Source organism: Pseudomonas fjordensis (genome assembly GCF_976987115.1).
Map to the genome: position 1 here is coordinate 1,072,120 of NZ_OZ336860.1, position 26,107 is coordinate 1,098,226.

The following is a 26,107-nucleotide window of genomic DNA, read 5'->3' on the forward strand; positions in this document are numbered from 1 at the left end:
GGTTCAAACGCCTGTCATTCTTTTCCTACCGAGCCTGAACGATGAATCAGAACGCTGAATACCGCGCGGTCAACGACGCGGTGCGTGGGCAATTCTTCCGCCGAACCTGGGCGATGATCACACCCTATTGGCGTAGTGAAGAGAAGGGCAGGGCCTGGCTGCTTCTAGCCGCAGTGATTGGCCTGTCGCTGTTCAGCGTGGCGATCTCCGTGTGGATCAACCACTGGTACAAGGACTTCTACAACGCCCTGGAGAAGAAGGACACCGCGGCCTTCTGGCAACTGATCGGCTATTTCGGCGGGATCGCGGCGGTGGCGATACTCGGTGCGGTGTACCGCCTTTACCTGACCCAGATGCTGACGATCCGCTGGCGCGCCTGGCTCACCGAAAAACACTTCAGCCGGTGGCTCGCCCACAAGAATTACTACCAGCTGGAGCAGGGCGGCTACACCGACAACCCGGACCAGCGGATCTCCGAAGACCTCAACAACTTCACCTCCGGCACCTTGAGCCTGGGCCTCGGCTTGCTGCGTAACGTGGTCAGCCTGGTGTCATTCTCGATCATCCTGTGGGGCGTCTCGGGCAGCATCGAGGTGTTCGGCGTCACCATCCCCGGCTATATGTTCTGGTGTGCGTTGCTGTACGCCGCCGTGGGCAGTTGGCTGACGCACCTGATCGGCCGGCGCTTGATTGGCCTGAGCAACCAGCAACAACGCTTTGAGGCGGACCTGCGTTTTTCCATGGTGCGGGTGCGTGAGAATGCCGAAAGTATCGCCTTGTACAACGGCGAGCCGAATGAAAGGCAACGCCTGAGTTCGCGCTTCGGCAAGGTCTGGCAGAACTTCTGGGACATCATGAAAGTGTCCAAGCGCCTGACCTTTTTCACCGCCGGCTACAGCCAGATCGCAATCATCTTCCCGTTTATCGTCGCCGCGCCGCGCTACTTCACCGGCAAGATCGAGCTGGGCGAGCTGATGCAAATCAACTCGGCGTTCGGCAACGTACAAGAGAACTTCAGCTGGTTTATCAACGCCTATTCGGAGCTGGCGACCTGGCGCGCCACCAGCGACCGTCTGCTGAGTTTCCAGCAAGCCATGAGCGACAACGAGCAGCGCACGCCGGCGATCGACGTGCGCCCTGAAGGCGAGCGCCTGGTGATCCAAGACCTGGGCATGGACCTGGCCGACGGCCGCCATTTGCTCACCGACGCCGACATGACCGTGGAGCCTGGCCAGCGCGTCATGCTCAGCGGGCGTTCCGGCAGCGGCAAGAGCACGGTGCTGCGGGCGATGGGGCATCTGTGGCCCGCCGGGCATGGCAGCATCCGGCTGCCGGCGACGCGCTACCTGTTCCTGCCGCAAAAGCCTTACTTGCCGATTGGTACGCTCAAGGCTGTGTTGAGTTATCCACAGGACGACAGCGTCTATGCGTCAGAACGTTATGCACAGGTGCTGGAAACCTGTCGCCTGCCCCATCTGGTCAGCCGTTTGGATGAAGCCAACCACTGGCAACGCATGCTCTCGCCCGGCGAGCAACAGCGCCTGGCCTTTGCCCGTGCGTTGTTGTTTGCGCCGCAATGGCTGTACATGGATGAAGCCACTTCGGCGATGGATGAAGAAGACGAGGCAACCCTGTACCAGGCGTTGATTGATGAACTGCCGGGACTGAGCATCGTCAGCGTTGGCCACCGCAGCAGCCTCAAGCGTTTCCACGGGCGGCATGTGCGCATTGACGGTGGGCGGTTGCAGGAACAACAACCCACTTGAGTGCCTGCTCGCTCAATGTGGGAGCCGGGCTTGCCCGCGATGGCGGAGTGTCTGAGGCAGGTGTGTCAACGGGCACACCGCTATCGCAGCATAGGTATCTACACAACTTTGGTGAGACGCTGGACCTGTGGCGAGGGAGCTTGCTCCCGTGACGACTGGATAGCCGACCCTGTTCTAACTGACGCACCGAGAGTTAAATGTGGGAGCTGGGTTGCCTGCGATGGCGGCCTGGCAGTCAACACAGTTGGACCGGGTACATATCCGTTATTTAGGTAACGGCCACCTAGGGTTCCGCCCTGACGGCGGCTCACTTTCGAAAAGCGCGAAAGTAAGCAAAGCGCTCTTGCCCCACCACTCGGCACCTCGCCTAGGCTCGGTGTGCCCGTAATCCGCCAGTGATTTGGGGGGCCGCCGCCACGCGCCATCCATGGCGCGGGGCGGCTAAACCGGCATCCCTGCCGGTTTACCCCCCAAATCCCTGTCGAATTCCGGCCAGCGTGGTTTGACGGGGCGCCTAAGATCAAAAGCAGATCAAGATCAAGAGCGGCTCGCTTCGCATCGTGGTTACCGTCGGCTGCTACAGGCTACAAAGTTGTGTAGATACCTATGGCCATCGCAGGCAAGCCAGCTCCACAGGGGGCGGGGTTGTCTGGTGGTTCAGGCACCCAACAAAAAAGCCCGGCTGATCATCGATCAGCCGGGCTTTTTTATTGCTCGAAGAAGACTTACTTCTTCAAGCCGTAATGCTCATCCAACATGCCTGGGGCGTTCGGCGTTTTTGGCGCGTAGTCCCGTGGTGGCTCCTGGTTTTCCCGTGGCGGGGTCAGGCGTTCCCGTGGGGGTTGCGGTGCATCGGAATGCAGCGCGGCCAGCAGGCGCTGGCGGGTGATGTCGTCGAGGGCCAGGCGGTTAGCGCCATCGGCGAGATGATCCTGTACTTCCTGGTAGCTCTGGGTGAGCTTCTTGACCAGGGTCGCGGTGCTGTTGAAGTGGGTAACAACCTCGTTCTGATAACTGTCAAAACGTTCCTGAATGTCATCCAACTGACGCTGCGTGCGGTTAGGCGCGGCATTCGGCAGCAGGCGGGCAACCAGGAAACCAATGGCGACACCGGCAACCAGGGCAAGAGTCGGCAACAACCAAACTAAGAGCGAGTGTTCCACGAGTCCTTCCTCTATAAACGGCTTTGCTTTACGTTAACGGCTCAAACCTGCGCTGTATACCGCGATTAAGCTCGCAATGATGCCATGCACAGACTTTTAGCTAGACGAGTCGACCCCTTGAGAGGTCACGGAGTTCATCCTTGCTCATGCGTGAAACCCCCGTTTTGATCGATGGCCCGGTGGGCCAATTGGAAGCCTTGTACCTGGATCACCCCGAACCACGTGGCCTGGCGCTGGTTTGCCACCCTAACCCGGTGCAGGGCGGGACCATGCTCAATAAAGTCGTCTCGACCTTGCAACGCACCGCCCGCGACGCGGGTTTGATTACTTTGCGTTTCAATTACCGGGGCGTCGGTGCCAGTGCCGGTACTCACGATATGGCCAGCGGTGAAGTCGACGATGCTGAAGCGGCCGCCACCTGGCTGCGGGAAAAACACCCGGACCTGCCGATCACCTTGCTGGGTTTTTCCTTCGGCGGTTACGTGGCTGCCAGTCTCGGCGGGCGTTTGGAAGCCAAGGGCGAGAAGCTCGCACACCTGTTCATGGTGGCTGCGGCGGTGATGCGCCTGGGCGAGTCGGACGTGCTGCCCCAAGGCTGCCCGTTGACCCTGATCCAACCGGAAAGCGACGAAGTGGTCGATCCGCAAGTGGTCTACGCCTGGTCCGCCGCCCTGAAACGCCCCCATGAGTTGCTGAAAGTGGCAGAATGCGGACACTTTTTTCACGGCAAGCTGACCGATCTCAAGGATCTGGTGCTGCCACGCCTTTCGAATTGATGACAAGCGATCACCCATGACGACCCGTACCCGTATCCTCACCGGCATCACCACCACCGGCACGCCGCACCTGGGCAACTACGCCGGTGCGATTCGCCCGGCGATCCTCGCCAGCGAAGACGCGAATGCCGACTCCTTCTACTTCCTGGCCGACTACCACGCCCTGATCAAATGCGATGACCCGCAGCGCATCCAGCGCTCGCGTATGGAAATCGCCGCGACCTGGCTGGCCGGTGGCCTGGATGTGAACCGGGTGACGTTCTACCGCCAGTCGGACATCCCGGAGATCCCCGAGCTGACCTGGCTGCTCACCTGCGTTGCCGCCAAGGGCCTGCTCAACCGCGCCCACGCCTACAAGGCCTCGGTGGACAAGAACGTCGAAAACGGTGAAGACCCGGATGCGGGCATCAGCATGGGCCTGTACAGCTACCCGGTGCTGATGGCGGCGGACATCCTGATGTTCAATGCGCACAAGGTGCCGGTGGGCCGCGACCAGATCCAGCACGTGGAAATGGCCCGCGACATCGGCCAGCGCTTCAACCACCTGTTCGGCAACGGTAAAGAATTCTTCACCATGCCCGAGGCGCTGATCGAAGAAAGCGTGGCTACTTTGCCAGGCCTGGATGGTCGCAAGATGTCCAAGAGCTACGACAACACTATCCCGTTGTTCACCAGCGCCAAGGACATGAAGGATGCGATCTCGCGGATCGTCACCGACTCCCGCGCCCCAGGCGAAGCCAAGGACCCGGACAATTCGCACCTGTTCACCCTGTACCAGGCGTTCGCAACCAAGGCCCAGGAAGCCGAATTCCGTGGCGAGCTGCTAGAAGGCCTGGGCTGGGGCGAGGCGAAGAACCGTCTGTTCCAACTGCTCGACGGCCAGCTCGGCGAAGCGCGCGAGCGTTACCACCAACTGATGTCGCGCCCATCGGACATGGAAGACCTGCTGCAGGTCGGCGCCAAGAAGGCCCGCGCTGTGGCGGCACCGTTCTTGGCCGAGTTGCGTGAGGCGGTGGGCTTGCGTTCGTTCGTCAACCAGGCGGCGGCGCCGGTCGCCACCAAGAAGAAAGCGGCAAAGGCTGCGCGGTTTGTGAGCTTCCGTGAAGCTGACGGCAGCTTCCGCTTCCGCCTGCTGGCCGCTGATGGTGAGCAACTGCTGCTGTCGCGCAACTTTGCCGATGGCAAAGCAGCCGGCGCGGTGACCAAGCAACTGCAAAGTGGTGATGCGCTGGACGTGCGCGCCGAGGCTTTGAGCTTCAGCGTGTGGCTGGACGGCGCCGCAGTCGCTGACAGCGCCGAGTACGCCGACCAAGCTTCGCGTGACGCGGCCATCGAAGCCTTGCGCGCTGCGTTAGCCCCAATCGAGGATTAACCCGACCAAGGGTTGATTGCCATTATCCAGGGCCGTCGTTACAGTGTCGGCCCGTTTTTGTTGCCTTGCTAACGAAATTATGACGCCCCTAGAACGATATCAAGCTGATCTGAAACGCCCCGAGTTCTTCCACGACGCGGCCCAGGAAAATGCCGTGCGTCATTTGCAGCGCCTGTACGAGGACCTCGTGGCCGCGTCGCAAAGCAAACCAGGGATGTTCAGCAAGCTGTTTGGCAAGAAAGACCACACGCCGGTCAAGGGCCTGTATTTCTGGGGCGGCGTGGGCCGGGGCAAGACTTACCTGGTGGACACCTTCTTTGAAGCACTGCCGTTCAAGGAAAAGGTACGTACGCACTTCCACCGCTTCATGAAGCGCGTGCACGAAGAGATGAAGACCCTGCCGGGCGAGAAAAACCCGCTGACCATCATCGCCAAGCGTTTCTCCCAGGAGGCCCGGGTGATCTGCTTCGATGAGTTCTTCGTCTCCGACATCACCGACGCCATGATCCTTGGCACGCTGATGGAAGAACTGTTCAAGAACGGTGTGACCCTGGTGGCCACGTCGAACATCGTGCCCGATGGCCTGTACAAGGATGGCCTGCAGCGTGCGCGCTTCCTGCCGGCCATTGCGCTGATCAAGCAGAATACCGATATCGTCAACGTCGACAGCGGCGTCGACTACCGCTTGCGTCACCTGGAGCAAGCCGAGCTGTTCCACTTCCCGCTCAACGAAGCTGCGCACGAAAGCCTGAAGAAAAGCTTCCGTGCGCTGACACCGGAATGCACCCAGGCGGTGGAAAACGACAAGCTGATGATCGAGAACCGCGAGATCATCGCGCTGCGCACCTGCGATGACGTGGCCTGGTTCGATTTCCGCCAACTGTGCGATGGGCCGCGTAGCCAGAACGACTACATCGAGCTGGGCAAGATCTTCCACGCCGTGATCTTGAGTGGTGTGGAACAGATGGGCGTGACCACCGACGATATCGCGCGGCGGTTTATCAATATGGTCGATGAGTTCTACGACCGTAACGTCAAGCTGATCATCTCGGCGGAAGTCGAACTCAAGGACCTCTATACCGGCGGTCGCTTGAACTTCGAATTCCAGCGCACCCTGAGCCGCCTGCTGGAAATGCAGTCCCACGAGTTCTTGTCGCGCGGGCACAAGCCTTAAGCACGCTATAAATCAAATGTGGGAGCGGGCTTGCTCGCGAATGAGATCTGTCAGTTGATGAATAAGTCGACTGACAGTCCGCATTCGCGAGCAAGCCCGCTCCCACATTTTTTTCCGCGTTCAACCAGGGTCAGGCGGCTTGCTGGAATTGCTGCCTGTACTGGTTGGGCGACAACTCCGTGTGCTGCCTGAACAACCGCGCAAAGAAACTCGCATCGTCGTAACCCACCTCATAACTGATGGTCTTGATGCTCTTGCGGCTGCCCGAGAGCAGGCCCTTGGCGGTCTCGATACGCAGGCGTTGCAGGTAATGCAGCGGCTTGTCACCGGTGGCGGTCTGGAAGCGGCGCATGAAGTTGCGGATGCTCATGCCGTGTTCGCGGGCGACGTCTTCAAAGCGGAACTTGTCGGCAAAGTGCTCTTCAAGCCAATGCTGGATCTGCAGGATGATCACATCCTGATGCAGCTTCTGCCCGCCAAACCCGATCCGCCCCGGTGAATAGTTGCGCTGCACTTCATAGAGAATGTCGCGGGCTACCGCCTGGGCGATGTTGGCGCCGCAAAAGCGTTCGATCAGGTAAATATAAAGGTCGCAGGCCGAGGTAGTGCCGCCGGCGCAATACAGGTTGTCGGCGTCCGTGAGGTGCTTGTCCTGATTGAGCTGCACCTTGGGGAAGCGCTCGCTGAAGGCATTGAAGAAGCGCCAGTAGGTGGTCGCCTCCTTGCCATCGAGCAGCCCGGCTTCGGCCAGCCAGAACACCCCGGTGGCCTCGCCGCACAGCACAGCCCCGCGAGCATGTTGTTCGCGCAGCCACGGCAGCACCTGGGGGTAGCGGGTGCACAACACATCGAAGTCGTCCCAGAAGGCCGGCAGCACGATGATGTCGGCGTCTTCGAGGCCGCCGTCCACCGGCATGATCACATCGCTGAAGCTGCGCACGGGCTGGCCGTCGGGGCTGACCAGGCGCGTTTCGAACCCTGGGGTCAGGCCCAGGCCTTGCTGTTTGCCATGGCGCAGGCTGGCGAGATGGAAGAAATCCTTGGCTTGCATGAGGGTGGAAGCGAATACCCGATCAATGGCCAAAATGCTGACGCGCCGCAACGGCGTGGAGATTTGGTTAGACATAATTTCATTTATTCTTATAGGGGAAAGTGGTCACCAGACGGCTGGATCGTCTTATTTTTTGTCGCATGTGTCCAGTGTCCCGTGACGCCTTCGGGGCATAGGCTCTGTGGTCTCGTCTTTGTCCGACAATCCACGCAGGTGACCCATGATCCCCAGAACCTTGTTCAGTTCGGAGCACGAACTCTTCCGTGAGAGCGTGCGCACCTTCCTCGAAAAGCACGCCGTGCCCTTTCATGGGCAGTGGGAAAAGCAGGGCTATATCGACCGTAACCTGTGGAACCAGGCGGGGGAGGCGGGCATGTTGTGTTCCCACCTGCCAGAGGAATACGGCGGCCTGGGCGCGGATTTTCTCTACAGCGCGGTGGTGATCGAAGAGGTCAGCCGCCTGGGTTTGACCGGCATCGGCTTTTCCCTGCATTCGGATATTGTCGCGCCGTACATCCTGCATTACGGCAGTGAAGCACTGAAGCACAAATACCTGCCCAAATTGATCTCTGGGGAAATGGTCACGGCCATTGCCATGACCGAGCCGGGCGCTGGTTCCGACCTGCAGGGCGTCGAGACCACAGCGGTTTTGGACGGTGATGAGTACGTGATCAACGGCTCCAAGACCTTTATCACCAACGGCTACCTGGCCGATCTGGTGATCGTCGTCGCCAAGACCGACCCCAAGGCCGGTGCCAAGGGTACCAGCCTGTTCCTGGTGGAAGCCGATACGCCGGGCTTCGACAAGGGTAAGCGCCTGGAGAAAGTCGGCATGAAGGCCCAGGACACCTCGGAGCTGTTCTTCCAGGACGTGCGCGTGCCCAAGGAAAACCTGCTGGGCCAGGCGGGCATGGGCTTTGCCTACCTGATGCAAGAGTTACCGCAAGAACGCCTGACCGTGGCGATTGGTGCGCTGTCCTCAGCCGAAGCGGCGTTGCAGTGGACCCTTGAGTACACCCGTGAGCGCAAGGCGTTCGGCAAGGCGATTGCCGATTTCCAGAACACCCGCTTCAAGCTGGCGGAGATGGCCACCGAGATTCAGATCGGTCGTGTTTTTGTGGACAAGTGCATGGCTATGCACTTGGAAGGCAAGCTGGACGTGCCTACCGCAGCGATGGCCAAGTACTGGGCCACAGACCTGCAATGCAAGGTGCTCGATGAGTGCGTGCAGTTGCATGGCGGTTACGGGTTCATGTGGGAATACCCGATTGCCCGGGCCTGGGCGGATGCGCGGGTGCAGCGCATTTATGCGGGGACCAATGAGATCATGAAGGAGATCATTGCGCGCGCGCTTTGATTGATCGTTCCCACGCTCCGCGTGGGAACGCCTCATGTGACGCTCCGCGTCACGACTCTGAGAGCGGACGCAGAGCGTCCAAGGCGGCATTCCCACGCAGAGCGTGGGAACGATCAGTGCGCGACAATCAAGGCGCTGGATTCGGATGATCCTTCTGAATCGCCTCAATCCCTTCCAACACTTCTTTGGACAATTTCAGATCGGCACTGGCGATGTTGCTGTCCAGTTGTTCCAGTGAAGTAGCCCCAATAATATTGCTGGTCACAAACGGCTGCTGCGTCACAAACGCCAGCGCCATCTGCGCCGGGTCCAGGCCATGTTCCCGCGCAAGAGCCACATACCGGCTGCACGCCGCTTCCGACTGCGGGTTGAAGTAACGGCTGAAGCGGCTGTATTCAGTCAGGCGCGCCTTGGCCGGGCGTGCGCCATTCTCGTACTTGCCACTGAGCATGCCGAACGCCAAAGGCGAATAGGCCAGCAAGCCGCACTGTTCACGAATGGCAACCTCCGCCAGGCCCACTTCAAAGCTGCGGTTGAGCAGGTTGTAAGGGTTCTGGATCGACACGGCGCGCGGCCACCCGCGGGCTTCGGCCAGGGCGAGGAATTTCATGGTGCCCCACGGCGTTTCGTTGGACAGGCCAATGTGACGGATCTTGCCGGCCTTCACTTGTTCGTCCAGGGCTTCGAGCGTTTCCTCCAGTGGGGTGAGGTCGTCTTCGTCCTTGTGCTTGTAGCTCAACTGGCCGAAGAAGTTGGTGCTGCGCTCCGGCCAATGCAGTTGGTAGAGGTCGATCCAGTCGGTCTGCAGGCGCTTGAGGCTGGCGTCCAGGGCTGCGCCAATGTGCTTGCGGTTGTGGCGCAGGTGGCCATCACGGATATAGTCGATGGTGTTGCCGGGGCCGGCGATCTTGCTGGCAAGCACCCAGTCGGCGCGGTCGCCACGGCTTTTGAAGTAGTTGCCGATGTAGCGTTCGGTGGTGGCGTAGGTGTCGGCCTTGGGCGGTACAGGGTACATTTCTGCGGTGTCGAGGAAGTTGATCCCCGCGGCCTTGGCCCGTTCGATCTGCGCGAAGGCCTCTGCCTCGCTGTTTTGCTCGCCCCAGGTCATGGTGCCCAACGCGATGGCGCTGACATTCAGATCGGTGCGGCCCAGCTGTCGGTAATCCATCGGGTACTCCTTCGGGGGAAAACAATCATAAAAGCAGGTTGAATTTTTTTTCGCAATCTGCATAATTGCCCACCTCTTTCTGCAGTGGAAGTGATGCGCCGCCTGCCGAAGAATCTTGCCGTTGAACGGACGCGCCGACCCGAGCCCCCGATAGCGTCTGTATCCGGCTGCCTTTGACCTTGTCAAAGTACGCACTATTCAGTAAGATCCGCCGTCTAAATTTACAGGCGGCCCCTGAGGCTATTAAAGAATGACAACTTTTACTGCAAAACCGGAAACAGTTCAGCGCGACTGGTTTGTCGTCGACGCCGCTGGTCAGACCCTGGGTCGTCTGGCCACTGAAGTCGCCAGCCGTCTGCGTGGCAAGCACAAGCCTGAATACACCCCGCACGTTGATACCGGCGACTACATCGTCATCATCAACGCTGAGCAGGTTCGTGTAACCGGCAACAAAGCAAGCGACAAAATGTACTACCGTCACTCCGGTTTCCCAGGCGGTATCAAGTCTTCCAACTTCGAAGGCCTGATTGCCAAGAAGCCTGAAGCCCCGATCGAAATCGCGGTCAAAGGCATGCTGCCTAAGGGCCCACTGGGTCGCGATATGTTTCGCAAGCTGAAAGTCTATGCGGGCGCTGTACACCCTCATGCTGCTCAGCAGCCCCAAGAACTGAAGTTTTAACGGAATAGTTCATTATGTCGGCGACTCAAAATTACGGCACTGGCCGTCGCAAAACCGCAACCGCACGCGTTTTCCTGCGTCCGGGCACTGGTAACATCTCGATCAACAACCGCTCCCTGGACAACTTCTTCGGTCGCGAAACTGCCCGCATGGTAGTTCGTCAGCCGCTGGAATTGACCGAGACCGTTGAAAAGTTCGACATCTACGTCACCGTTATCGGTGGCGGTGTAAGTGGTCAAGCTGGCGCAATCCGCCACGGTATCACTCGCGCTCTGATGCAGTACGACGAAACCCTGCGTGGCGCTCTGCGCAAAGCTGGCTTCGTGACTCGCGATGCTCGTGAAGTTGAACGTAAGAAAGTCGGTCTGCGTAAAGCGCGTAAGCGTCCGCAGTACTCGAAGCGTTAATTCGCTTTACGTTCCACAAAAACGCCCAGCCTCCTCACGGAGCTGGGCGTTTTTTATTGCCTGCGATTTATGCACATTTTTCGCCGTGACAACTTGCCACATCCGTAGACCCCCTATACTACAAGGCCTGGAGGCGGAGCTCCGGGCAATTCCCTTGTCATACGTGGGGCTTTTCATTACCATCCGTCAAAATTTTTATAAGTAAAGATTCAACACTTAGTAGACGCCTGATTTAACAGGCCAAAAAGCTGATGGGAGAGGACTGAATGAGCAATGACGGCGTGAATGCAGGCCGGCGTCGCTTCTTGGTAGCAGCCACATCCGTGGTGGGTGCTGCAGGAGCGGTGGGGGCTGCGGTCCCGTTCGTGGGGTCATGGTTTCCCAGTGCCAAGGCGAAAGCCGCAGGTGCACCGGTGAAGGTGAATGTCAGCAAGATCGAGCCAGGCCAGCAGATGATTGCTGAGTGGCGCGGCCAGCCGGTTTTCATTGTTCGTCGTACCGAGGAAATCCTGGGGAATCTGAAGAAGATCGAAGGCCAGTTATCTGACCCGACATCCGAAAAGTCCGACCAGCCCGCCTACGCCAAGAACGAAGCGCGTTCGATCAAGCCAGAGATTCTGCTGCTGGTTGGTCTGTGTACCCACCTGGGTTGCTCACCTACCTTCCGCCCGGAAGTGGCGCCTGTCGACTTGGGCAAAGACTGGGTCGGCGGTTATTTCTGCCCGTGCCACGGTTCCCACTATGACCTCGCTGGCCGCGTCTACAAGTCCCAGCCCGCGCCCCTGAACCTGCCGGTTCCTCCTCACAATTACGAATCTGACGACATCATTGTCATTGGCCTCGACAAGGAGAACGCGTGATGAGCAAGTTCATGGATTGGGTGGATGCGCGCTTCCCCGCCACTAAAATGTGGGAAGACCATCTCAGCAAATATTACGCGCCGAAAAACTTCAACTTCTTCTACTTCTTCGGCTCCCTGGCCCTGTTGGTGCTGGTCAACCAGATCGTCACTGGCGTGTGGTTGACGATGAGCTACACGCCGTCGGCGGAAGAAGCCTTTGCTTCTGTCGAATACATCATGCGTGACGTCGAGTACGGCTCGATCCTGCGCCTGCTGCACTCCACTGGCGCGTCGGCGTTCTTTATTGTCGTGTACCTGCACATGTTCCGCGGCCTGCTCTACGGCTCGTACCAGAAGCCTCGTGAGCTGGTGTGGGTCTTCGGCATGTTGATCTATCTGGCGCTGATGGCCGAAGCGTTCATGGGCTATCTGCTGCCTTGGGGCCAGATGTCGTACTGGGGCGCCCAGGTGATCATCTCGCTGTTCGGCGCAATCCCGGTGATCGGCAACGACCTCACCCAGTGGATTCGCGGTGACTACCTGATCTCCGGCATCACCCTGAACCGCTTCTTCGCCTTGCACGTGGTGGCCTTGCCGATCGTGATCCTGGGCTTGGTAGTACTGCACATCCTGGCGCTGCACGAAGTGGGTTCCAACAACCCGGATGGCGTGGACATCAAGAAGCACAAGGACGAGAACGGCATCCCGCTGGATGGCATTCCGTTCCACCCGTACTACACCGTGAAAGACATTGTCGGCGTAGTAGTGTTCCTGTTTGTGTTCTGCTCGATCGTGTTCTTTTTCCCGGAGATGGGCGGTTATTTCCTGGAGAAGCCTAACTTCGAACAGGCCAACGCCTTCAAGACACCTGAGCACATTGCCCCGGTCTGGTACTTCACGCCGTTCTACGCGATTTTGCGCGCAATTCCCGACAAACTCATGGGCGTGATCGCCATGGGCGCGGCCATCGCGGTGTTGTTCGTGCTGCCGTGGCTCGACCGTAGCCCGGTCAAGTCGATGCGCTACAAAGGCTGGCTGAGCAAGATCTGGCTGTGGGTGTTCTGCATTTCGTTCGTGATCCTGGGTGTACTGGGTGTATTGGCACCTACCCCTGAGCGGACGTTGCTCTCGCAGGTCTGCACCTTCCTGTACTTCGCCTACTTTATTCTGATGCCGTTCTATACCCGGCTCGAGAAGACCAAACCGGTTCCGGAAAGGGTGACTGGCTGATGAAAAAATTACTCGTTGCATTCGTGCTTGCGGCGCTGCCGCTACTGTCCTTCGCTGCCGAGCATGGCGCGGAGCTGGAAAAAGTCGATATCGATGTGTCTGACAAAGCCGCCATGCAGGATGGGCTGCGTACATTCACCAACTACTGCATGGGGTGCCACAGCGCCAAGTTCCAACGGTACGAGCGCGTTGCCGATGACCTGGGCATTCCCCATGAAGTGATGCTCAGCCACGCGGTGTTCACCGGCGCCAAGATCGGCGATCACATGAACATCGGCATGCAACCGGCCGACGCCAAGACCTGGTTCGGCGCTGCACCGCCCGACCTGACCCTGGTGGCTCGTGTACGCGGTACCGACTGGCTCTACGGTTACCTCAAATCCTTCTACGAAGACCCTGCGCGCCCCTATGGCGTGAACAACAAAGTCTTCCCGAACGTCGGCATGCCGAACGTTCTGGTCGGCCTGCAGGGGCGCCAGGTGGTAGGATGCAAGCAGGTTCAGGTCGTTGAAGACGGCAAGAAGCAATATGATCCGCTGACCGGCACGCCGCTGACCCATGAAGCGTGCGATCAACTGACCATCGTGCCCAAGACCGGTACGCTGAACGAAGAGCAGTTCGACGAGAAGGTCAAGAACCTGGTGACCTTCCTGGCCTACTCGGCCAACCCGGTCAAACTGCAGCATCAGCGCATCGGTACCTACGTCTTGCTGTACCTGGCTTTCTTCTTCGTATTCGCTTATTTGCTCAAGCGTGAATACTGGAAGGATGTGCATTGATCCAACCGTAAGCAATTGCTGTTAATCTTGCGCGCCCAGCGGCATCTCTGAACACGTAGCGCCGGTTTGAACCGGTCGTTACAGGGATGCTTTCTGGGCGCGCTCGTTTTTGAGCTTTCGATAATTTCAACAAGCGAGGAGGACCGCCATGGGCGTGACCAATCGGTTGGCCTGTTACTCCGACCCCGCCGACCACTATTCCCACCGAGTACGCATCGTGCTCGCAGAGAAGGGTGTCAGCGCCGAGATCATCAGTGTGGAGGCGGGCCGTCAGCCGCCGAAGCTGATCGAAGTGAACCCTTACGGCAGCTTGCCCACCCTGGTCGATCGTGACCTGGCGTTGTGGGAGTCGACCGTGGTGATGGAATACCTGGATGAGCGTTACCCTCATCCGCCTTTACTGCCGGTGTACCCGGTGGCGCGTGCCAACAGCCGCCTGCTGATCCATCGGATCCAGCGTGACTGGTGCGGGTTGGTGGATGTGATCCTGGATTCGCGTTCCAAAGAAGCCGCTCGTGTGCAGGCGCGCAAGGAATTGCGCGAGAGCCTGACCGGCGTTTCGCCGCTGTTCGCCGACAAACCTTTTTTCCTCAGTGAGGAACAAAGCTTGGTGGATTGCTGCCTATTACCCATACTCTGGCGCTTGCCGATTCTGGGCATTGAACTGCCACGGCCGGCCAAGCCGTTGCTTGATTACATGGAGCGCCAGTTTGCGCGTGAGGCTTTCCAGGCAAGTCTGTCTGGTGCCGAACGCGATATGCGCTAAGGCTTAAGGAGCCGTTGATGAACTCCAGTCGACCTTACCTGGTCCGCGCGCTCTATGAGTGGATTGTGGACAACGATTGCACCCCGCACATGCTGGTCAATTCCGAATTTCCTGCGGTTCAGGTACCTCAGGGTTTTGCCAGTGATGGACAAATTGTGCTGAACGTATCGCCCAGTGCCGTGCGCCACCTGCACATGGACAACGAAGCGGTGAGCTTCGAAGGGCGTTTCGGCGGTGTGCCCCATACGCTGTTCGTGCCCATCGGTGCCATCCTCGGGATCTACGCCCGGGAAAATGGCCAGGGCATGGTGTTCGATCTGGAGTCGCCTTTAGAGGATGACGAAACGATCGAAGGCGAAGACGGTGATGATGTACCGCCACCGGATGCCGAGCCGCCGCGCCCTAGCGGTCGGCCAAGCTTGAAAGTGGTGAAGTAAGCGGATTTCGCTTACAGACCCATCTAGAAAATGCCTCGACATCTGTCGGGGCATTTTTTTTGCGTGAAGGATATGGATGAAAGTCGCGCCAGAACGGTGATCGTACAACCACCATGGGCTATGATGCGGTCTTTAGTTCGTCGAGAAAGATGGTTCATCATGGAAAACGCCAGCGCCGCCCCACGTCTTCCCCGCAAGCGCCGCAGCCTTGCCCAGGAATTGGTCACGGTGTTGTCCGAGCAGATCCGCGATGGCCAGCTCAAACGCGGCGACAAGTTGCCCACCGAGTCGGCGATCATGGACGCCCATGGCGTCAGCCGTACCGTGGTGCGTGAAGCCATCTCGCGGTTGCAGGCGGCAGGGCAGGTCGAGACTCGCCACGGTATCGGCACCTTCGTGCTGGACACGCCAAGCCCCAGCGGTTTTCGCATAGACCCGGCCACCGTGGTGACCTTGCGTGATGTGCTGGCGATTCTGGAGCTGCGTATCAGCCTGGAAGTGGAGTCTGCGGGCCTTGCGGCCTTGCGTCGCAGCGATGAGCAGTTGGCGGCCATGCGTGCGGCCCTCGATGCCTTGAATGAAAGTGCGGCCCACGCTGGCGATGCGGTGGCGTCGGATTTTGCCTTTCATCTGGAAATTGCACTGTCTACCGGTAACCGCTACTTCACCGACATCATGACCCACCTGGGCACCAGTATCATTCCGCGTACTCGCCTGAATTCGGCCCGTTTGGCCCATGATGATCAACAGCATTACATGAGCCGCTTGAGCCGCGAACACGAAGAAATCTATGAGGCGATTGCCCGCCAGGATTCGGATGCGGCACGTGCGGCCATGCGCCTGCATTTGACCAACAGCCGTGAGCGGCTGCGTCATGCCCATGAAGAGGCAGAGGCGCAGCGGGGCTGATCGTTCCCACGCTCCGCGTGGTAACGCCTCTATGGACGCTCCGCGTCCCGATGCGCGTGGATTTTCAAGCCCTACGCAGGGTGACGCGGAGCGTCACAGGCTGTATTCCCACGCAGAGCGTGGGAACGATCATGCCAGCCGTTAGTTGGCGGGTTGGTTTGGCTTGTAGTCCTTAAGCAGCAAGTACGTACTCCATCCCCACCAATCATTGGTCCAGTGCTTGTCGTTCAAATCGTTGACGTCCTTGCGCCGCAGCACCTTGTCCCCCTCCATCTTGAACAGCGGCGAGAAGTTATTTGCCGGGTTTTGCGCGGCGTTCAGGTCGGGCACATACAGCGGTGCCTTGAACTCGGCCGGGGAGGGTGCGATGCCGCTGATGAAGGTTTCGAAGATTTCATCTGCCGAGGCCTGTACGGCCCCTTTGACCTGCACGCGATTGTCGGCGTCGATGCTGTCGAAGTAGCGCTTGTCGCCGTAGGCATGCCACTGAGCGCCCATGGCATTGCGCACCTTGAGCCCGAATTTACTGTCTTCATCGTGCATAAAGCGGCTGATCAGCGAGCCGAGTTCTCCTGGCGTCACCACTGCCGCCAGTTGTTTGCGCGGTACCCGCAGGTGGCCGGCGGAAAACAGGTCGGTCAAAAAGTGATCGGCAAAGCTGTTCATGGCGTAGGCCAATTCCAGGGCCTGGTCGGTGCCGGTCTGGTGGGCCACCACTGCTTGTTGCAGTGCTGCCGTATGGCCGGCCATGTAGGCGGACAAGGCCCACTCACCGAAGTGGTCGGCGTTGTCCGCTGCCAGTTTCAGGTAGCGGCCCAGCGGCACGAGTGCCGAAACAGCGCTGCCGCCGCCGGTGATGCGGTTCCACTCCTCGGACAACGTATCACCCAGGGCGTCGTAGGCTTCGTGCGGCTGTTTGCCGTCCTTAATCGCCTGGTTGACGGCGTTGATCTCCTTTTGCATCACCGCCAGGATCTTCTGCGCTTCTTGCCGTGAAGCGGGCAACACGGCAAGAGAATTGAAGGCCGCGGTGAAGCGTTGCACGCGCTCGGCCGGGGAGTTGCCATCGCTGATCGGTTGGCCGGGGATGCCATAGAAGTCGCCGCCCAGGGCGATCACTTGGCCATAGGTCAGCGCGAGCCCGTTGGGCAGGTGCAGTTCGACTTGGCGTGCAGGGATGGCCGGGGCGTCCTTGCTGAAGCGAAGCAGGGTGTCATCGCCGATGGCGGTGTGTTCACCGCCTTCGAAACGCAGGGTAGGCGGTTTTTTTTCGGGTGCTGCGAGTTCAAGACCTGACATGTTAGCTCCTTGCTATGTCGTGGGAATCTTCCTTAATAACTGTATGTATATACAGTTACCTGGATCATAGGTGAGGAATTTCCTACGTCAAGAGCCGCGTCTTAAGCCTTCGCCGGATTACACCGGATGAATTGCAGTTGACGAATTTATTTATAGTTGTACGATGACGTACGACATCATCAAAACCAACAACAACCTTTCGTAAGAAAGTCTTCGCCCAGGGTGTTCGAATAATGAATCCACAAGAACTGAAGTCCATCCTCTCCCACGGTCTGCTGTCTTTCCCGGTGACCGATTTCAACGCCCAGGGTGATTTCCACCAGGCGGGTTACATCAAGCGCCTGGAATGGCTGGCCCCTTATGGCGCCAGCGCCTTGTTCGCCGCGGGTGGCACAGGTGAGTTTTTCTCCCTGGCGGCCAGCGAATATTCCCAGGTGGTGAAAACCGCTGTGGATACCTGCGCGTCCAGCGTGCCGATCCTGGCCGGTGTGGGCGGTGCCACCCGCCAAGCCATCGAGTACGCTCAAGAGGCCGAACGCCTCGGCGCCAAAGGGTTGCTGCTGCTGCCGCACTACCTCACCGAAGCCAGCCAGGACGGGGTTGCCGCCCACGTTGAAGCGGTGTGCAAGTCGGTCAAGATCGGCGTGGTGGTGTACAACCGCAATGTCTGCCGCCTGACCGCACCATTGCTGGAGCAACTGGCCGAACGCTGCCCGAACCTGATCGGCTACAAGGATGGCTTGGGTGATATCGAGTTGATGGTGTCGATCCGCCGTCGCCTGGGCGACCGTTTCAGCTACCTGGGTGGTTTGCCGACTGCTGAGGTTTACGCCGCGGCCTACAAGGCCCTGGGCGTGCCGGTGTACTCCTCGGCGGTGTTCAACTTCATCCCCAAGACGGCGATGGATTTCTACCACGCCATTGCCCGCGAAGATCACGCCACTGTCGGCAAGATCATCGACGACTTCTTCCTGCCGTACCTGGATATCCGTAACCGCAAGGCCGGTTACGCGGTGAGCATCGTCAAGGCCGGTGCGAAAATCGTGGGTTATGACGCCGGCCCTGTGCGTACGCCACTGACTGACCTGCTGCCGGAAGAGTACGAAGCCCTCGCTGCGCTGATCGACAAGCAAGGCGCGCAATAAATTATCCACAAGGCCGCTGAGCAATCAGCGGCCTTTTGCGTCAGGAGAAGATTCGTGTCCCAAGCAAAGCGTTTTGAGAACTACATCAATGGCGAATGGGTAACCGGCGCCGACTACTGCACCAACATCAACCCGTCGGATGTGTCCGACGCCATTGGCGAATATGCCAAAGCGGACGTGGCCCAAGTCAACGCGGCCATCGACGCTGCCCGCGCCGCGTTCCCGGCGTGGTCCACCTCCGGTATCCAGGCGCGTCACGATGCGCTGGATAAAGTCGGCAGCGAGATTCTCGCCCGTCGCGAAGAACTCGGCACCCTGTTGGCCCGCGAAGAGGGCAAGACCCTGCCCGAAGCCATTGGCGAAGTGACCCGCGCCGGCAATATCTTCAAATTCTTCGCCGGTGAATGCTTGCGCCTGTCGGGCGATTACGTGCCTTCTGTGCGCCCGGGCGTCAATGTTGAAGTAACCCGCGAAGCCCTCGGTGTGGTGGGCCTGATTACCCCGTGGAACTTCCCGATTGCCATCCCCGCGTGGAAAATCGCCCCGGCGCTGGCCTACGGCAACTGCGTGGTGATCAAGCCTGCCGAACTGGTGCCGGGCTGTGCCTGGGCCTTGGCGGAGATCATCTCCCGCGCCGGCTTCCCTGCCGGTGTGTTCAACCTGGTGATGGGCAGTGGCCGTGTGGTCGGCGACGTGCTGGTCAACAGCCCGAAAGTCGATGGCATCAGTTTCACCGGGTCTGTGGGTGTTGGTCGTCAGATCGCCGTCAGCTGTGTCTCGCGCCAGGCCAAGGTGCAGTTGGAAATGGGTGGCAAGAACCCGCAAATCATCCTCGACGATGCCGACCTCAAACAGGCTGTCGAGCTGTCGGTACAGAGTGCGTTTTACTCCACCGGCCAGCGTTGCACCGCGTCGAGCCGCTTGATTGTCACTGCGGGAATTCACGACCAGTTTGTCGCGGCCATGGCCGAGCGCATGAAGTCGATCAAGGTCGGCCACGCGTTGAATAGCGGCACCGACATTGGCCCGGTGGTGTCCCAGGCCCAGTTGGATCAGGACATGAAATACATCGACATCGGCCAGAGCGAAGGCGCCCGGCTGGTGAGCGGCGGCGGCCTGGTCACCTGCGACACCGAAGGCTATTACCTGGCGCCCACACTGTTTGCCGACAGTGAAGCGGCGATGCGCATCAGCCGTGAAGAGATCTTCGGCCCGGTGGCCAACGTGGTGCGCGTGGCGGACTACGAGGCGGCGCTGGCCATGGCCAACGACACCGAGTTCGGCTTGTCGGCGGGCATCGCCACCACCTCGCTCAAGTATGCCAACCACTTCAAGCGCCACTCCCAGGCTGGGATGGTGATGGTCAACCTGCCGACGGCGGGGGTGGATTACCACGTTCCATTTGGTGGCCGTAAGGGTTCATCCTACGGTTCGCGTGAGCAAGGTCGCTATGCGCAAGAGTTCTACACCGTGGTGAAAACCAGCTACATCGGTTCGTAACACGCAGCACCCTGTGGCACCGGCTTTATGTGGGAGCTGGCTTGCCTGCGATAGCATCACCTCGGTCTCGCTGACACACCGAGGTGCCTGCATCGCGGGCAAGCCCGGCTCCCACAGGAAAACAAAAAATCATTACCCGCAAAAAAAATAATTAGTGGGAGTACTTCTACATGCAAGCGACCAAGCCGACCCACGTCCGCTATTTGATCCTGCTCATGCTGTTCCTGGTGACCACGATCAACTACGCCGACCGGGCCACCATCGCTATCGCCGGCTCCAGCCTGCAAAAAGACCTCGGCATCGACGCGGTCACCCTCGGTTATATCTTCTCTGCATTCGGTTGGGCCTACGTGGCCGGGCAAATTCCCGGTGGCTGGCTGCTCGATCGTTTCGGCTCGAAAAAAGTCTATGCCTTGAGCATCTTCACCTGGTCGCTGTTCACCGTGCTGCAAGGCTATGTCGGTGAGTTTGGCGTCTCCACTGCAGTAGTCGCGCTGTTTATGCTGCGCTTCATGGTGGGCTTGGCCGAGGCGCCGTCGTTTCCGGGAAATGCCCGTATTGTTGCGGCGTGGTTTCCTACGGCTGAACGCGGCACTGCGTCGGCGATCTTCAACTCGGCCCAGTACTTCGCCACCGTGCTGTTCGCGCCGTTGATGGGCTGGATCGTCTATCGCTTCGGCTGGCAGCACGTGTTTATCGTGATGGGCGTGATCGGCATTGTGTTCTCGCTGATCTGGCTGAAAGTTATCCACAGCCCGCGCCAGCATCCGATGATCAACGAGGCCGAGTTCAATCACATCGCCGCCAATGGCGCGATGGTCGATATGGACCAGGACAAGGGCAAGGGTAAGAAAACCGACGGGCCGAAGTGGGATTACATCCGCCAGCTTCTGACCAACCGCATGATGCTCGGCGTCTACCTGGGCCAGTACTGCATCAATGGCATCACCTACTTCTTCCTGACCTGGTTTCCGGTGTACCTGGTGCAGGAGCGGGGCATGACCATCCTCAAGGCTGGTTTCATTGCTTCGTTACCGGCGATCTGCGGCTTTATCGGCGGGGTGCTGGGCGGGGTGATTTCCGACTACCTGCTGCGCAAAGGCCATTCGCTGACCTTCGCGCGCAAGGCGCCGATCATCGGTGGCCTGCTGATTTCCAGCAGCATCGTGGCCTGCAATTACGTGGATATCGAATGGATGGTGGTGGGCTTCATGGCCTTGGCCTTCTTCGGCAAAGGCGTTGGCGCACTGGGTTGGGCGGTGGTGTCCGACACCTCGCCAAAACAAATCGCCGGGCTCAGTGGCGGCTTGTTCAACACCTTCGGTAACCTGGCGTCGATCACCACGCCGATTGTGATTGGCTACATCATCAGCACCACCGGCTCGTTCAAATGGGCGCTGGTGTTTGTTGGCGCCAACGCGCTGGTGGCGGTGTTCAGTTACCTGGTGATTGTCGGCCCGATCAAGCGCGTGGTGCTCAAGGAGCCGCCTACCCAGGGCCCTGAGTTGACCAACCTTTCTCAAGCGCATTCCTGAGGTTCGTGTGATGCAGTTGATTGAACATGCCGACTCGCCGCGCTCGATCCGTTTGCACGAGCGCGACAATGTGGTGATCGTGGTGAACGATCAAGGGGTACCCGCCGGTACCGAGTTTCCCGACGGCCTGGTCACCGTGGATTTCATCCCGCAGAGCCACAAGGTGACGCTGGAAGACATCCCCGAGGGCGGCCAGATTATTCGCTACGGCCAGACCATCGGTTATGCCCTGGCACCGATTCCGCGCGGCAGTTGGGTGCAGGAGGACCAGTTGCGCATGCCCACCGCACCACCGCTGGACAGCTTGCCGCTGTCCACCGAGGTGCCTGAAACCCAGGCACCCCTGGAGGGGTTTACCTTCGAGGGCTATCGCAACGCGGACGGCACCGTGGGCACGCGCAATATCCTCGGCATTACCACCACCGTGCAATGCGTTACCGGCGTGCTGGACCATGCGGTCAAGCGCATCAAGGACGAGTTGCTGCCCAACTACCCGCATGTCGATGACGTGGTGGCGCTGACCCACAGCTACGGCTGCGGCGTGGCGATTACGGCGACGGATGCCTACATCCCCATCCGCACCGTGCGCAACCTGGCGCGTAACCCCAACCTGGGCGGCGAAGCCTTGGTGATCAGCCTGGGCTGCGAAAAGCTCCAGGCCGGCCAGGTGATGCACGACAACGACAGCTCCGTGGACCTGAGCGAGCCATGGTTGTATCGCCTGCAGGATTCCAGCCACGGCTTTACCGAAATGATCGAGCAGATCATGGCCCTGGCCGAGGTGCGCTTGAAGAAACTCGACCAGCGCCGCCGCGAAACCGTGCCGGCCTCCGAGCTGATCCTGGGCATGCAGTGCGGCGGCAGCGATGCGTTTTCCGGCATCACCGCCAACCCGGCGCTGGGCTATGCCTCGGACCTGTTGCTGCGCGCCGGCGCGACGGTGATGTTTTCCGAAGTGACGGAAGTGCGCGATGCGATTTACCTGCTGACTTCACGCGCGCAAAACGAAGACGTTGCCCGCGAGCTGGTCAGGGAAATGGACTGGTACGATCGTTACCTGGCCAAGGGGGAAGCAGACCGTAGCGCCAATACAACGCCGGGTAACAAGAAGGGCGGGCTGTCGAATATTGTCGAGAAGTCGCTGGGTTCCATCGTCAAATCCGGCAGCAGTGCGATCACCGGCGTACTTGGCCCTGGCGAGCGCTTCAAGGAAAAGGGCCTGATCTTCTGCGCCACACCGGCCAGCGATTTTGTCTGCGGCACCTTACAACTGGCGGCGGGGATGAACCTGCACGTGTTTACCACCGGGCGCGGCACGCCGTACGGGCTGGCGATGGCGCCGGTGGTGAAGGTTTCGACCCGCACCGAGCTGGCCCAGCGTTGGCCGGACCTGATCGATATCGACGCCGGGCGCATTGCCACGGGGCGCGCGAGTATCGAGGAGTTGGGCTGGGAGCTGTTCCACTTCTATCTGGATGTGGCCAGCGGCAAGAAGCAGACCTGGGCGGAGCGGCACAAGCTGCATAACAACATCACGCTGTTCAACCCGGCGCCCATTACCTGAGACCCGGCGCTAACCCTGTAGGAGCGAGCTTGCTCGCGAAAAACGCCAACGATAACGCGTGTTAACTGAATGAACGCGGCGCCTGGGAGTTTCTCGCGAGCAAGCTCGCTCCTACATTTGAAGTGCGTTGCCCACACGAACCCGCTCGTACTGGCTTATCATTAGCCAACTAACGACGCCCACCAAGGTTCTCCCCGGCATGCTGGCAATCTTCCTCACCACCCTCACCATCACCGCGCCGGTGTTTGCCATGCTGTTCCTGGGCGTGTTCTTAAAGCGCATCAACTGGATCAATGACAACTTTATCCACACCGCATCGTCCCTGGTGTTCAACGTGGCCATGCCGGCGCTGCTGTTCCTGGGCATTCTGCATGCCGACCTGCACTCGGCGCTCAAGCCGGGGCTACTCATCTACTTTTGCGTCGCCACCCTGGTGAGCTTTGCCATGGCCTGGGGCTGGGCGATCTTTCGTTGCAAACGCGAAGACCGAGGCATCTACGCCCAGGGCGCGTTTCGTGGCAACAACGGGGTCATCGGCCTGGCGCTGGCAGCCAGTATGTACGGCGACTACGGCATCTCCCTGGGCGCGATCCTCGCCGCGCTGGTGATCCTCTTTTACAACACGCTGTCGACCATCGTGCTGGCGGTGTATAGCCCGGTGATCAAGTCCGACCCGTGGAGCATCTTCAAAAGCGTAATGGCCAACCCGCTGATTATCAGCGTGATCGTCGCCACGCCGTTCGCGTACTTCCAGATCGGCGTGCCCGGTTGGCTTGAGAAATCCTTGCAGTACCTGTCCGACACCACGCTGCCGTTGGCATTGATTTGCATCGGTGGCACCTTGTCCATGGCCGCGCTGCGCAAGAGCGGCAACATGGCCTTGAGCGCAAGCCTGATGAAGATGATCTGGCTGCCGGTGATCGCCACCCTGGGCGCGTGGTTGCTGGGGTTCCGAGGGCCGGAGTTGGGGATTCTGTTCTTGTATTTCGGCGCACCGACTGCGGCCGCGAGCTTTGTGATGGCTCGGGCGGCGGAAGGGAATCATGAGTTGGCGGCGGCGATTATCGTGATCACCACGCTGATGGCGGCGGTGACCACGAATATCGGGATTTTTGTGTTGCAAGCGGGTGGCTGGATCTAAGTTTTGCGCGGTCTTCAGGGCCATTCGCGAGCAAGCCCGCTCCCACATTCGACCGGATTCTCATGCTGAAACTCGGACAAATGTGGGAGCGGGCTTGCTCGCGAAGGCGATCGGGCAGTCACTGCTGATCGGCTTGATACGCCTCAATCACTTCCTGCGCCGCCCGAAACGCATCAATCGCCGCCGGCACTCCGGCATACACCGCGCAATGCAGCAGCGCTTCGCGAATCTCCTCGACCGTACAGCCATTATTCAGCGCACCGCGCACATGGCCCTTGAGTTCCTGCGGGCACTTGAGAGCGGTGAGGGCGGCGAGGGTGATCAGGCTGCGGGTCTTGAGTGGCAAACCTTCGCGGTTCCAGACGCTGCCCCATGCGTGCTCATTGACGAAGTCCTGCAGCGGTTGGGTGAACGCCGTTGCATTGCCCAGGGCGCGGTCGACGAATACATCGCCCATGACCTGGCGACGCACTTCAACCCCGGGCTTTTTCTGATCGGTCATTGCGATTCCCTCTTGTGTTGGCGGTGCCAGGCGCGCAGTGAGGTGAACAACAGCAGAGCGCCTAACGCCGGCAGGACGTAATACAGCATCAATTGTTCAAGCTTGTTGGCCAGCGGCATGCCAGTGGTGAAGGCCATGACATGCAGCCCGTAGGCCAGGTACAGCCCCAGCAACACCAGCCCTTCGATGCGCGTTACCCGGTAACCGGTATAAAACACCGGCAGGCACAGGATGATGGCGCCGAGCATCACCGGTAAATCGAAGTCCAGGGCGTTGGGCGAGACCGACAGCGGTGTCGGCGCCACCAGGGCGGTAAAGCCCAGCACGCCGAGCAGGTTGAACAGGTTGCTGCCGATCACGTTGCCCACGGCGATCTCTCGTTCGCCACGCAAGGCGGCGATCAGCGAGGTGGCCAGGCACGGCAGTGAAGTACCGACGCCGATCAACGTGAGGCCGATGACGCGCTCCGACAGGCCCAGGTCGCCCGCTACCTCCACCGCTGCGCCGAGCAACAAATGCCCGGCCAGCACCAGTACCAGCAAACCACCGAGCATCAGCAGCACACTGCTCAGCCACGGCGCCTTGGCCACGGTGTCGAGGGTGCGCGGGCGGCGGGAATGGCGTGTCTGGTAATGCAATACGCCCAGGTAAGCCAGCAGCGCCACCAGCAGCACGGCGCCATCGAAGGGCGTCAGCATTTCATTGGCGGCCAGGATAAACACCAGCAGGCCGGCGACGATCATCACCGGGATATCCACGCGCACCAGCTGCCGCGAGACTCGCAGTGGAATGATCAGTGCGGACAAGCCCAGGGTCACGAGGATATTGAAGATGCTGCTGCCAATGACGCTGCCCACGGCAATGTCCGTGTTGCCAGCCAGCGTGGCCTGCAGGCTCACGGTCATCTGCGGCGCACTGCTGCCGAAAGCGACGATACTCAAGCCGATGATCAGTGGCCGCACCTTGAGGCTGGCCGCCAGGCGCACCGCAGCGCGCACCAGGATTTCAGCGCCGACGATCAGCAATATCAGGCCGCCCACCAGTTCGAGCAGGCTCCAGGGCGAGAGGGCGTTCAATCCGAAAATGCTCAAGGCTGCCTCGATCAGTTGTTCAGGGCTTGCACGCGAACCCGCGCGGTGCCGCTGCTCAGCATGCGCAGTTGCTCGGCAGCCTTGCGTGAAAGGTCGATCAGGCGCCCACGGGTATGCGGGCCGCGATCATTGATACGCACCACGACAGAAAGGTTGTTGTCGAGGTTGGTCACCTTGACCTGGGTGCCGAAGGGCAGGCGCCGATGGGCGGCGGTCAAGGCGTTCTGGTTGAAAGGTTCACCGCTGGCAGTTCTCTTGCCATGGTGCTTGGCGCCGTAATAGGACGCGGTGCCGGTTTCGTCGTAGCCGTTGGGGTCGATGAGGCCGCTGGCGCAACCGGCCAGCAGGGAGGACAGGGCCAGGAGGCCGAGTAGACGCTTCATTTCAGATATGCCCCGGTAGCAAATGTGGGAGCGGGCTTGCTCGCGAATGCGGTAGAACATTCAACATATATG

25 protein-coding genes are annotated in these 26,107 nt (G+C 59.7%); 18 read left to right on the top strand and 7 right to left on the bottom strand.

Annotation, left to right across the window (positions count from 1 at the left end; translation table 11 throughout):
* Positions 1-41: 41 nt before the first annotated feature.
* The gene (locus tag ACWHXD_RS04785) at positions 42-1,766 is read left to right on the top strand and encodes an ABC transporter ATP-binding protein/permease (protein WP_138761290.1); all 1,725 of its coding nucleotides are present in this window, start codon (positions 42-44) and stop codon (positions 1,764-1,766) included.
* A gap of 725 nt (positions 1,767-2,491) precedes the next feature.
* Here ACWHXD_RS04785 and ACWHXD_RS04790 read toward each other — a convergent pair.
* Positions 2,492-2,929: a Z-ring associated ZapG family protein gene (locus tag ACWHXD_RS04790; RefSeq protein ID WP_032893585.1), complete on the bottom strand. Its 438-nt coding sequence runs from the start codon at positions 2,927-2,929 to the stop codon at positions 2,492-2,494.
* 146 nt (positions 2,930-3,075) lie between these two features.
* Between ACWHXD_RS04790 and ACWHXD_RS04795 the strand changes: the two genes are divergently transcribed.
* From ACWHXD_RS04795 to zapE, 3 genes are all read left to right on the top strand, one after another.
* A complete protein-coding gene (locus tag ACWHXD_RS04795; RefSeq protein ID WP_032893584.1) occupies positions 3,076-3,705 on the top strand; it encodes an alpha/beta hydrolase in 630 nt (209 codons plus the stop codon).
* Positions 3,706-3,721: 16 nt separating this feature from the next.
* Positions 3,722-5,077, top strand: a complete 1,356-nt coding sequence (locus tag ACWHXD_RS04800) for a tryptophan--tRNA ligase (protein WP_138761291.1) — start codon at positions 3,722-3,724, stop codon at positions 5,075-5,077.
* 79 nt (positions 5,078-5,156) lie between these two features.
* Positions 5,157-6,251, top strand: coding sequence for a cell division protein ZapE (gene zapE, locus ACWHXD_RS04805; RefSeq protein ID WP_032893582.1), 1,095 nt, complete (start codon positions 5,157-5,159; stop codon positions 6,249-6,251).
* Positions 6,252-6,381: 130 nt separating this feature from the next.
* Here the strand turns inward: zapE and ACWHXD_RS04810 are convergent, their stop codons facing one another.
* Positions 6,382-7,302, bottom strand: coding sequence for a GlxA family transcriptional regulator (locus tag ACWHXD_RS04810; RefSeq protein WP_192901619.1), 921 nt, complete (start codon positions 7,300-7,302; stop codon positions 6,382-6,384).
* 220 nt (positions 7,303-7,522) lie between these two features.
* Here ACWHXD_RS04810 and ACWHXD_RS04815 point away from each other — a divergent pair, with 220 nt between their 5' ends.
* Entirely contained in the window at positions 7,523-8,659 is a 1,137-nt protein-coding gene (locus ACWHXD_RS04815; protein ID WP_186932422.1) for an acyl-CoA dehydrogenase family protein, read from the top strand.
* 127 nt (positions 8,660-8,786) lie between these two features.
* Here the strand turns inward: ACWHXD_RS04815 and ACWHXD_RS04820 are convergent, their stop codons facing one another.
* Positions 8,787-9,827, bottom strand: coding sequence for an NADP(H)-dependent aldo-keto reductase (locus ACWHXD_RS04820; protein ID WP_032893580.1), 1,041 nt, complete (start codon positions 9,825-9,827; stop codon positions 8,787-8,789).
* A gap of 250 nt (positions 9,828-10,077) precedes the next feature.
* On the opposite strand from ACWHXD_RS04820, the gene rplM reads away from it, so the two are divergent.
* The 8 genes from rplM to ACWHXD_RS04860 all read left to right on the top strand — a co-directional run bounded on the left by rplM (position 10,078) and on the right by ACWHXD_RS04860 (position 15,875).
* Positions 10,078-10,506 carry a 50S ribosomal protein L13 gene (gene rplM, locus ACWHXD_RS04825; protein WP_003188508.1) on the top strand — a complete coding sequence of 143 codons (429 nt, stop codon included), beginning with the start codon at positions 10,078-10,080 and terminating at the stop codon, positions 10,504-10,506.
* 14 nt (positions 10,507-10,520) lie between these two features.
* Entirely contained in the window at positions 10,521-10,913 is a 393-nt protein-coding gene (gene rpsI, locus ACWHXD_RS04830; protein WP_002555064.1) for a 30S ribosomal protein S9, read from the top strand.
* Between the two features lie 266 nt (positions 10,914-11,179).
* Positions 11,180-11,773, top strand: a complete 594-nt coding sequence (petA, locus tag ACWHXD_RS04835; protein ID WP_003188524.1) for a ubiquinol-cytochrome c reductase iron-sulfur subunit — start codon at positions 11,180-11,182, stop codon at positions 11,771-11,773.
* A complete protein-coding gene (locus ACWHXD_RS04840) occupies positions 11,773-12,984 on the top strand; it encodes a cytochrome b (RefSeq protein ID WP_003188526.1) in 1,212 nt (403 codons plus the stop codon). The genes petA and ACWHXD_RS04840 overlap by 1 nt, the downstream gene beginning before the upstream one ends.
* Complete coding sequence (locus ACWHXD_RS04845; RefSeq protein WP_003188528.1) at positions 12,984-13,763, top strand: cytochrome c1; 780 nt, start codon at positions 12,984-12,986, stop codon at positions 13,761-13,763. The genes ACWHXD_RS04840 and ACWHXD_RS04845 overlap by 1 nt, the downstream gene beginning before the upstream one ends.
* 148 nt (positions 13,764-13,911) lie before the next feature.
* The gene (locus tag ACWHXD_RS04850; RefSeq protein WP_003188529.1) at positions 13,912-14,529 is read left to right on the top strand and encodes a glutathione S-transferase N-terminal domain-containing protein; all 618 of its coding nucleotides are present in this window, start codon (positions 13,912-13,914) and stop codon (positions 14,527-14,529) included.
* Positions 14,530-14,546: 17 nt separating this feature from the next.
* Positions 14,547-14,966, top strand: a complete 420-nt coding sequence (locus ACWHXD_RS04855; RefSeq protein ID WP_003188531.1) for a ClpXP protease specificity-enhancing factor — start codon at positions 14,547-14,549, stop codon at positions 14,964-14,966.
* Positions 14,967-15,125: 159 nt separating this feature from the next.
* Positions 15,126-15,875: a FadR/GntR family transcriptional regulator gene (locus ACWHXD_RS04860; protein ID WP_003188534.1), complete on the top strand. Its 750-nt coding sequence runs from the start codon at positions 15,126-15,128 to the stop codon at positions 15,873-15,875.
* Between the two features lie 141 nt (positions 15,876-16,016).
* Here ACWHXD_RS04860 and ACWHXD_RS04865 read toward each other — a convergent pair whose 3' ends face one another.
* Positions 16,017-17,174: a phospholipase gene (locus ACWHXD_RS04865; protein ID WP_138761294.1), complete on the bottom strand. Its 1,158-nt coding sequence runs from the start codon at positions 17,172-17,174 to the stop codon at positions 16,017-16,019.
* A gap of 233 nt (positions 17,175-17,407) precedes the next feature.
* On the opposite strand from ACWHXD_RS04865, the gene kdgD reads away from it, so the two are divergent.
* From kdgD to ACWHXD_RS04890, 5 genes are all read left to right on the top strand, one after another.
* The gene (gene kdgD / locus ACWHXD_RS04870) at positions 17,408-18,319 is read left to right on the top strand and encodes a 5-dehydro-4-deoxyglucarate dehydratase (RefSeq protein WP_032893575.1); all 912 of its coding nucleotides are present in this window, start codon (positions 17,408-17,410) and stop codon (positions 18,317-18,319) included.
* Between the two features lie 54 nt (positions 18,320-18,373).
* On the top strand, positions 18,374-19,819 hold the full coding sequence (locus ACWHXD_RS04875) for an aldehyde dehydrogenase family protein (RefSeq protein WP_032893573.1): 1,446 nt from the start codon (positions 18,374-18,376) through the stop codon (positions 19,817-19,819).
* Between the two features lie 170 nt (positions 19,820-19,989).
* Entirely contained in the window at positions 19,990-21,354 is a 1,365-nt protein-coding gene (locus ACWHXD_RS04880; RefSeq protein WP_003188541.1) for an MFS transporter, read from the top strand.
* A gap of 10 nt (positions 21,355-21,364) precedes the next feature.
* The gene (garD, locus tag ACWHXD_RS04885) at positions 21,365-22,918 is read left to right on the top strand and encodes a galactarate dehydratase (protein ID WP_138761295.1); all 1,554 of its coding nucleotides are present in this window, start codon (positions 21,365-21,367) and stop codon (positions 22,916-22,918) included.
* 199 nt (positions 22,919-23,117) lie between these two features.
* Positions 23,118-24,059, top strand: a complete 942-nt coding sequence (locus ACWHXD_RS04890; RefSeq protein ID WP_032893571.1) for an AEC family transporter — start codon at positions 23,118-23,120, stop codon at positions 24,057-24,059.
* Positions 24,060-24,177: 118 nt separating this feature from the next.
* Here the strand turns inward: ACWHXD_RS04890 and ACWHXD_RS04895 are convergent, their stop codons facing one another.
* Genes ACWHXD_RS04895 through ACWHXD_RS04905 form a run of 3 tightly spaced genes read right to left on the bottom strand, consistent with a single transcriptional unit; the run spans position 24,178 to position 26,035 of the window.
* The gene (locus ACWHXD_RS04895) at positions 24,178-24,561 is read right to left on the bottom strand and encodes a carboxymuconolactone decarboxylase family protein (RefSeq protein ID WP_044271602.1); all 384 of its coding nucleotides are present in this window, start codon (positions 24,559-24,561) and stop codon (positions 24,178-24,180) included.
* The gene (locus tag ACWHXD_RS04900; protein WP_238344535.1) at positions 24,558-25,604 is read right to left on the bottom strand and encodes a calcium/sodium antiporter; all 1,047 of its coding nucleotides are present in this window, start codon (positions 25,602-25,604) and stop codon (positions 24,558-24,560) included. Before ACWHXD_RS04900 ends, ACWHXD_RS04895 begins: the two co-directional genes overlap by 4 nt.
* A gap of 59 nt (positions 25,605-25,663) precedes the next feature.
* Positions 25,664-26,035 carry a septal ring lytic transglycosylase RlpA family protein gene (locus tag ACWHXD_RS04905; RefSeq protein WP_138761296.1) on the bottom strand — a complete coding sequence of 124 codons (372 nt, stop codon included), beginning with the start codon at positions 26,033-26,035 and terminating at the stop codon, positions 25,664-25,666.
* Positions 26,036-26,107: the final 72 nt, after the last annotated feature.

Bases quoted from the DNA above. Each gene is read 5' to 3' on its own strand.
- ACWHXD_RS04785 (WP_138761290.1), top strand. From the start codon at position 42: ATGAATCAGAACGCTGAATACCGCGCGGTCAACGACGCGGTGCGTGGG.
- ACWHXD_RS04795 (WP_032893584.1), top strand. From the start codon at position 3,076: ATGCGTGAAACCCCCGTTTTGATCGATGGCCCGGTGGGCCAATTGGAA.
- ACWHXD_RS04800 (WP_138761291.1), top strand. From the start codon at position 3,722: ATGACGACCCGTACCCGTATCCTCACCGGCATCACCACCACCGGCACG.
- zapE (WP_032893582.1), top strand. From the start codon at position 5,157: ATGACGCCCCTAGAACGATATCAAGCTGATCTGAAACGCCCCGAGTTC.
- ACWHXD_RS04810 (WP_192901619.1), bottom strand. From the start codon at position 7,302: ATGCAAGCCAAGGATTTCTTCCATCTCGCCAGCCTGCGCCATGGCAAA.
- ACWHXD_RS04815 (WP_186932422.1), top strand. From the start codon at position 7,523: ATGATCCCCAGAACCTTGTTCAGTTCGGAGCACGAACTCTTCCGTGAG.
- ACWHXD_RS04820 (WP_032893580.1), bottom strand. From the start codon at position 9,827: ATGGATTACCGACAGCTGGGCCGCACCGATCTGAATGTCAGCGCCATC.
- rplM (WP_003188508.1), top strand. From the start codon at position 10,078: ATGACAACTTTTACTGCAAAACCGGAAACAGTTCAGCGCGACTGGTTT.
- rpsI (WP_002555064.1), top strand. From the start codon at position 10,521: ATGTCGGCGACTCAAAATTACGGCACTGGCCGTCGCAAAACCGCAACC.
- petA (WP_003188524.1), top strand. From the start codon at position 11,180: ATGAGCAATGACGGCGTGAATGCAGGCCGGCGTCGCTTCTTGGTAGCA.
- ACWHXD_RS04840 (WP_003188526.1), top strand. From the start codon at position 11,773: ATGAGCAAGTTCATGGATTGGGTGGATGCGCGCTTCCCCGCCACTAAA.
- ACWHXD_RS04845 (WP_003188528.1), top strand. From the start codon at position 12,984: ATGAAAAAATTACTCGTTGCATTCGTGCTTGCGGCGCTGCCGCTACTG.
- ACWHXD_RS04850 (WP_003188529.1), top strand. From the start codon at position 13,912: ATGGGCGTGACCAATCGGTTGGCCTGTTACTCCGACCCCGCCGACCAC.
- ACWHXD_RS04855 (WP_003188531.1), top strand. From the start codon at position 14,547: ATGAACTCCAGTCGACCTTACCTGGTCCGCGCGCTCTATGAGTGGATT.
- ACWHXD_RS04860 (WP_003188534.1), top strand. From the start codon at position 15,126: ATGGAAAACGCCAGCGCCGCCCCACGTCTTCCCCGCAAGCGCCGCAGC.
- ACWHXD_RS04865 (WP_138761294.1), bottom strand. From the start codon at position 17,174: ATGTCAGGTCTTGAACTCGCAGCACCCGAAAAAAAACCGCCTACCCTG.
- kdgD (WP_032893575.1), top strand. From the start codon at position 17,408: ATGAATCCACAAGAACTGAAGTCCATCCTCTCCCACGGTCTGCTGTCT.
- ACWHXD_RS04880 (WP_003188541.1), top strand. From the start codon at position 19,990: ATGCAAGCGACCAAGCCGACCCACGTCCGCTATTTGATCCTGCTCATG.
- garD (WP_138761295.1), top strand. From the start codon at position 21,365: ATGCAGTTGATTGAACATGCCGACTCGCCGCGCTCGATCCGTTTGCAC.
- ACWHXD_RS04890 (WP_032893571.1), top strand. From the start codon at position 23,118: ATGCTGGCAATCTTCCTCACCACCCTCACCATCACCGCGCCGGTGTTT.
- ACWHXD_RS04895 (WP_044271602.1), bottom strand. From the start codon at position 24,561: ATGACCGATCAGAAAAAGCCCGGGGTTGAAGTGCGTCGCCAGGTCATG.
- ACWHXD_RS04905 (WP_138761296.1), bottom strand. From the start codon at position 26,035: ATGAAGCGTCTACTCGGCCTCCTGGCCCTGTCCTCCCTGCTGGCCGGT.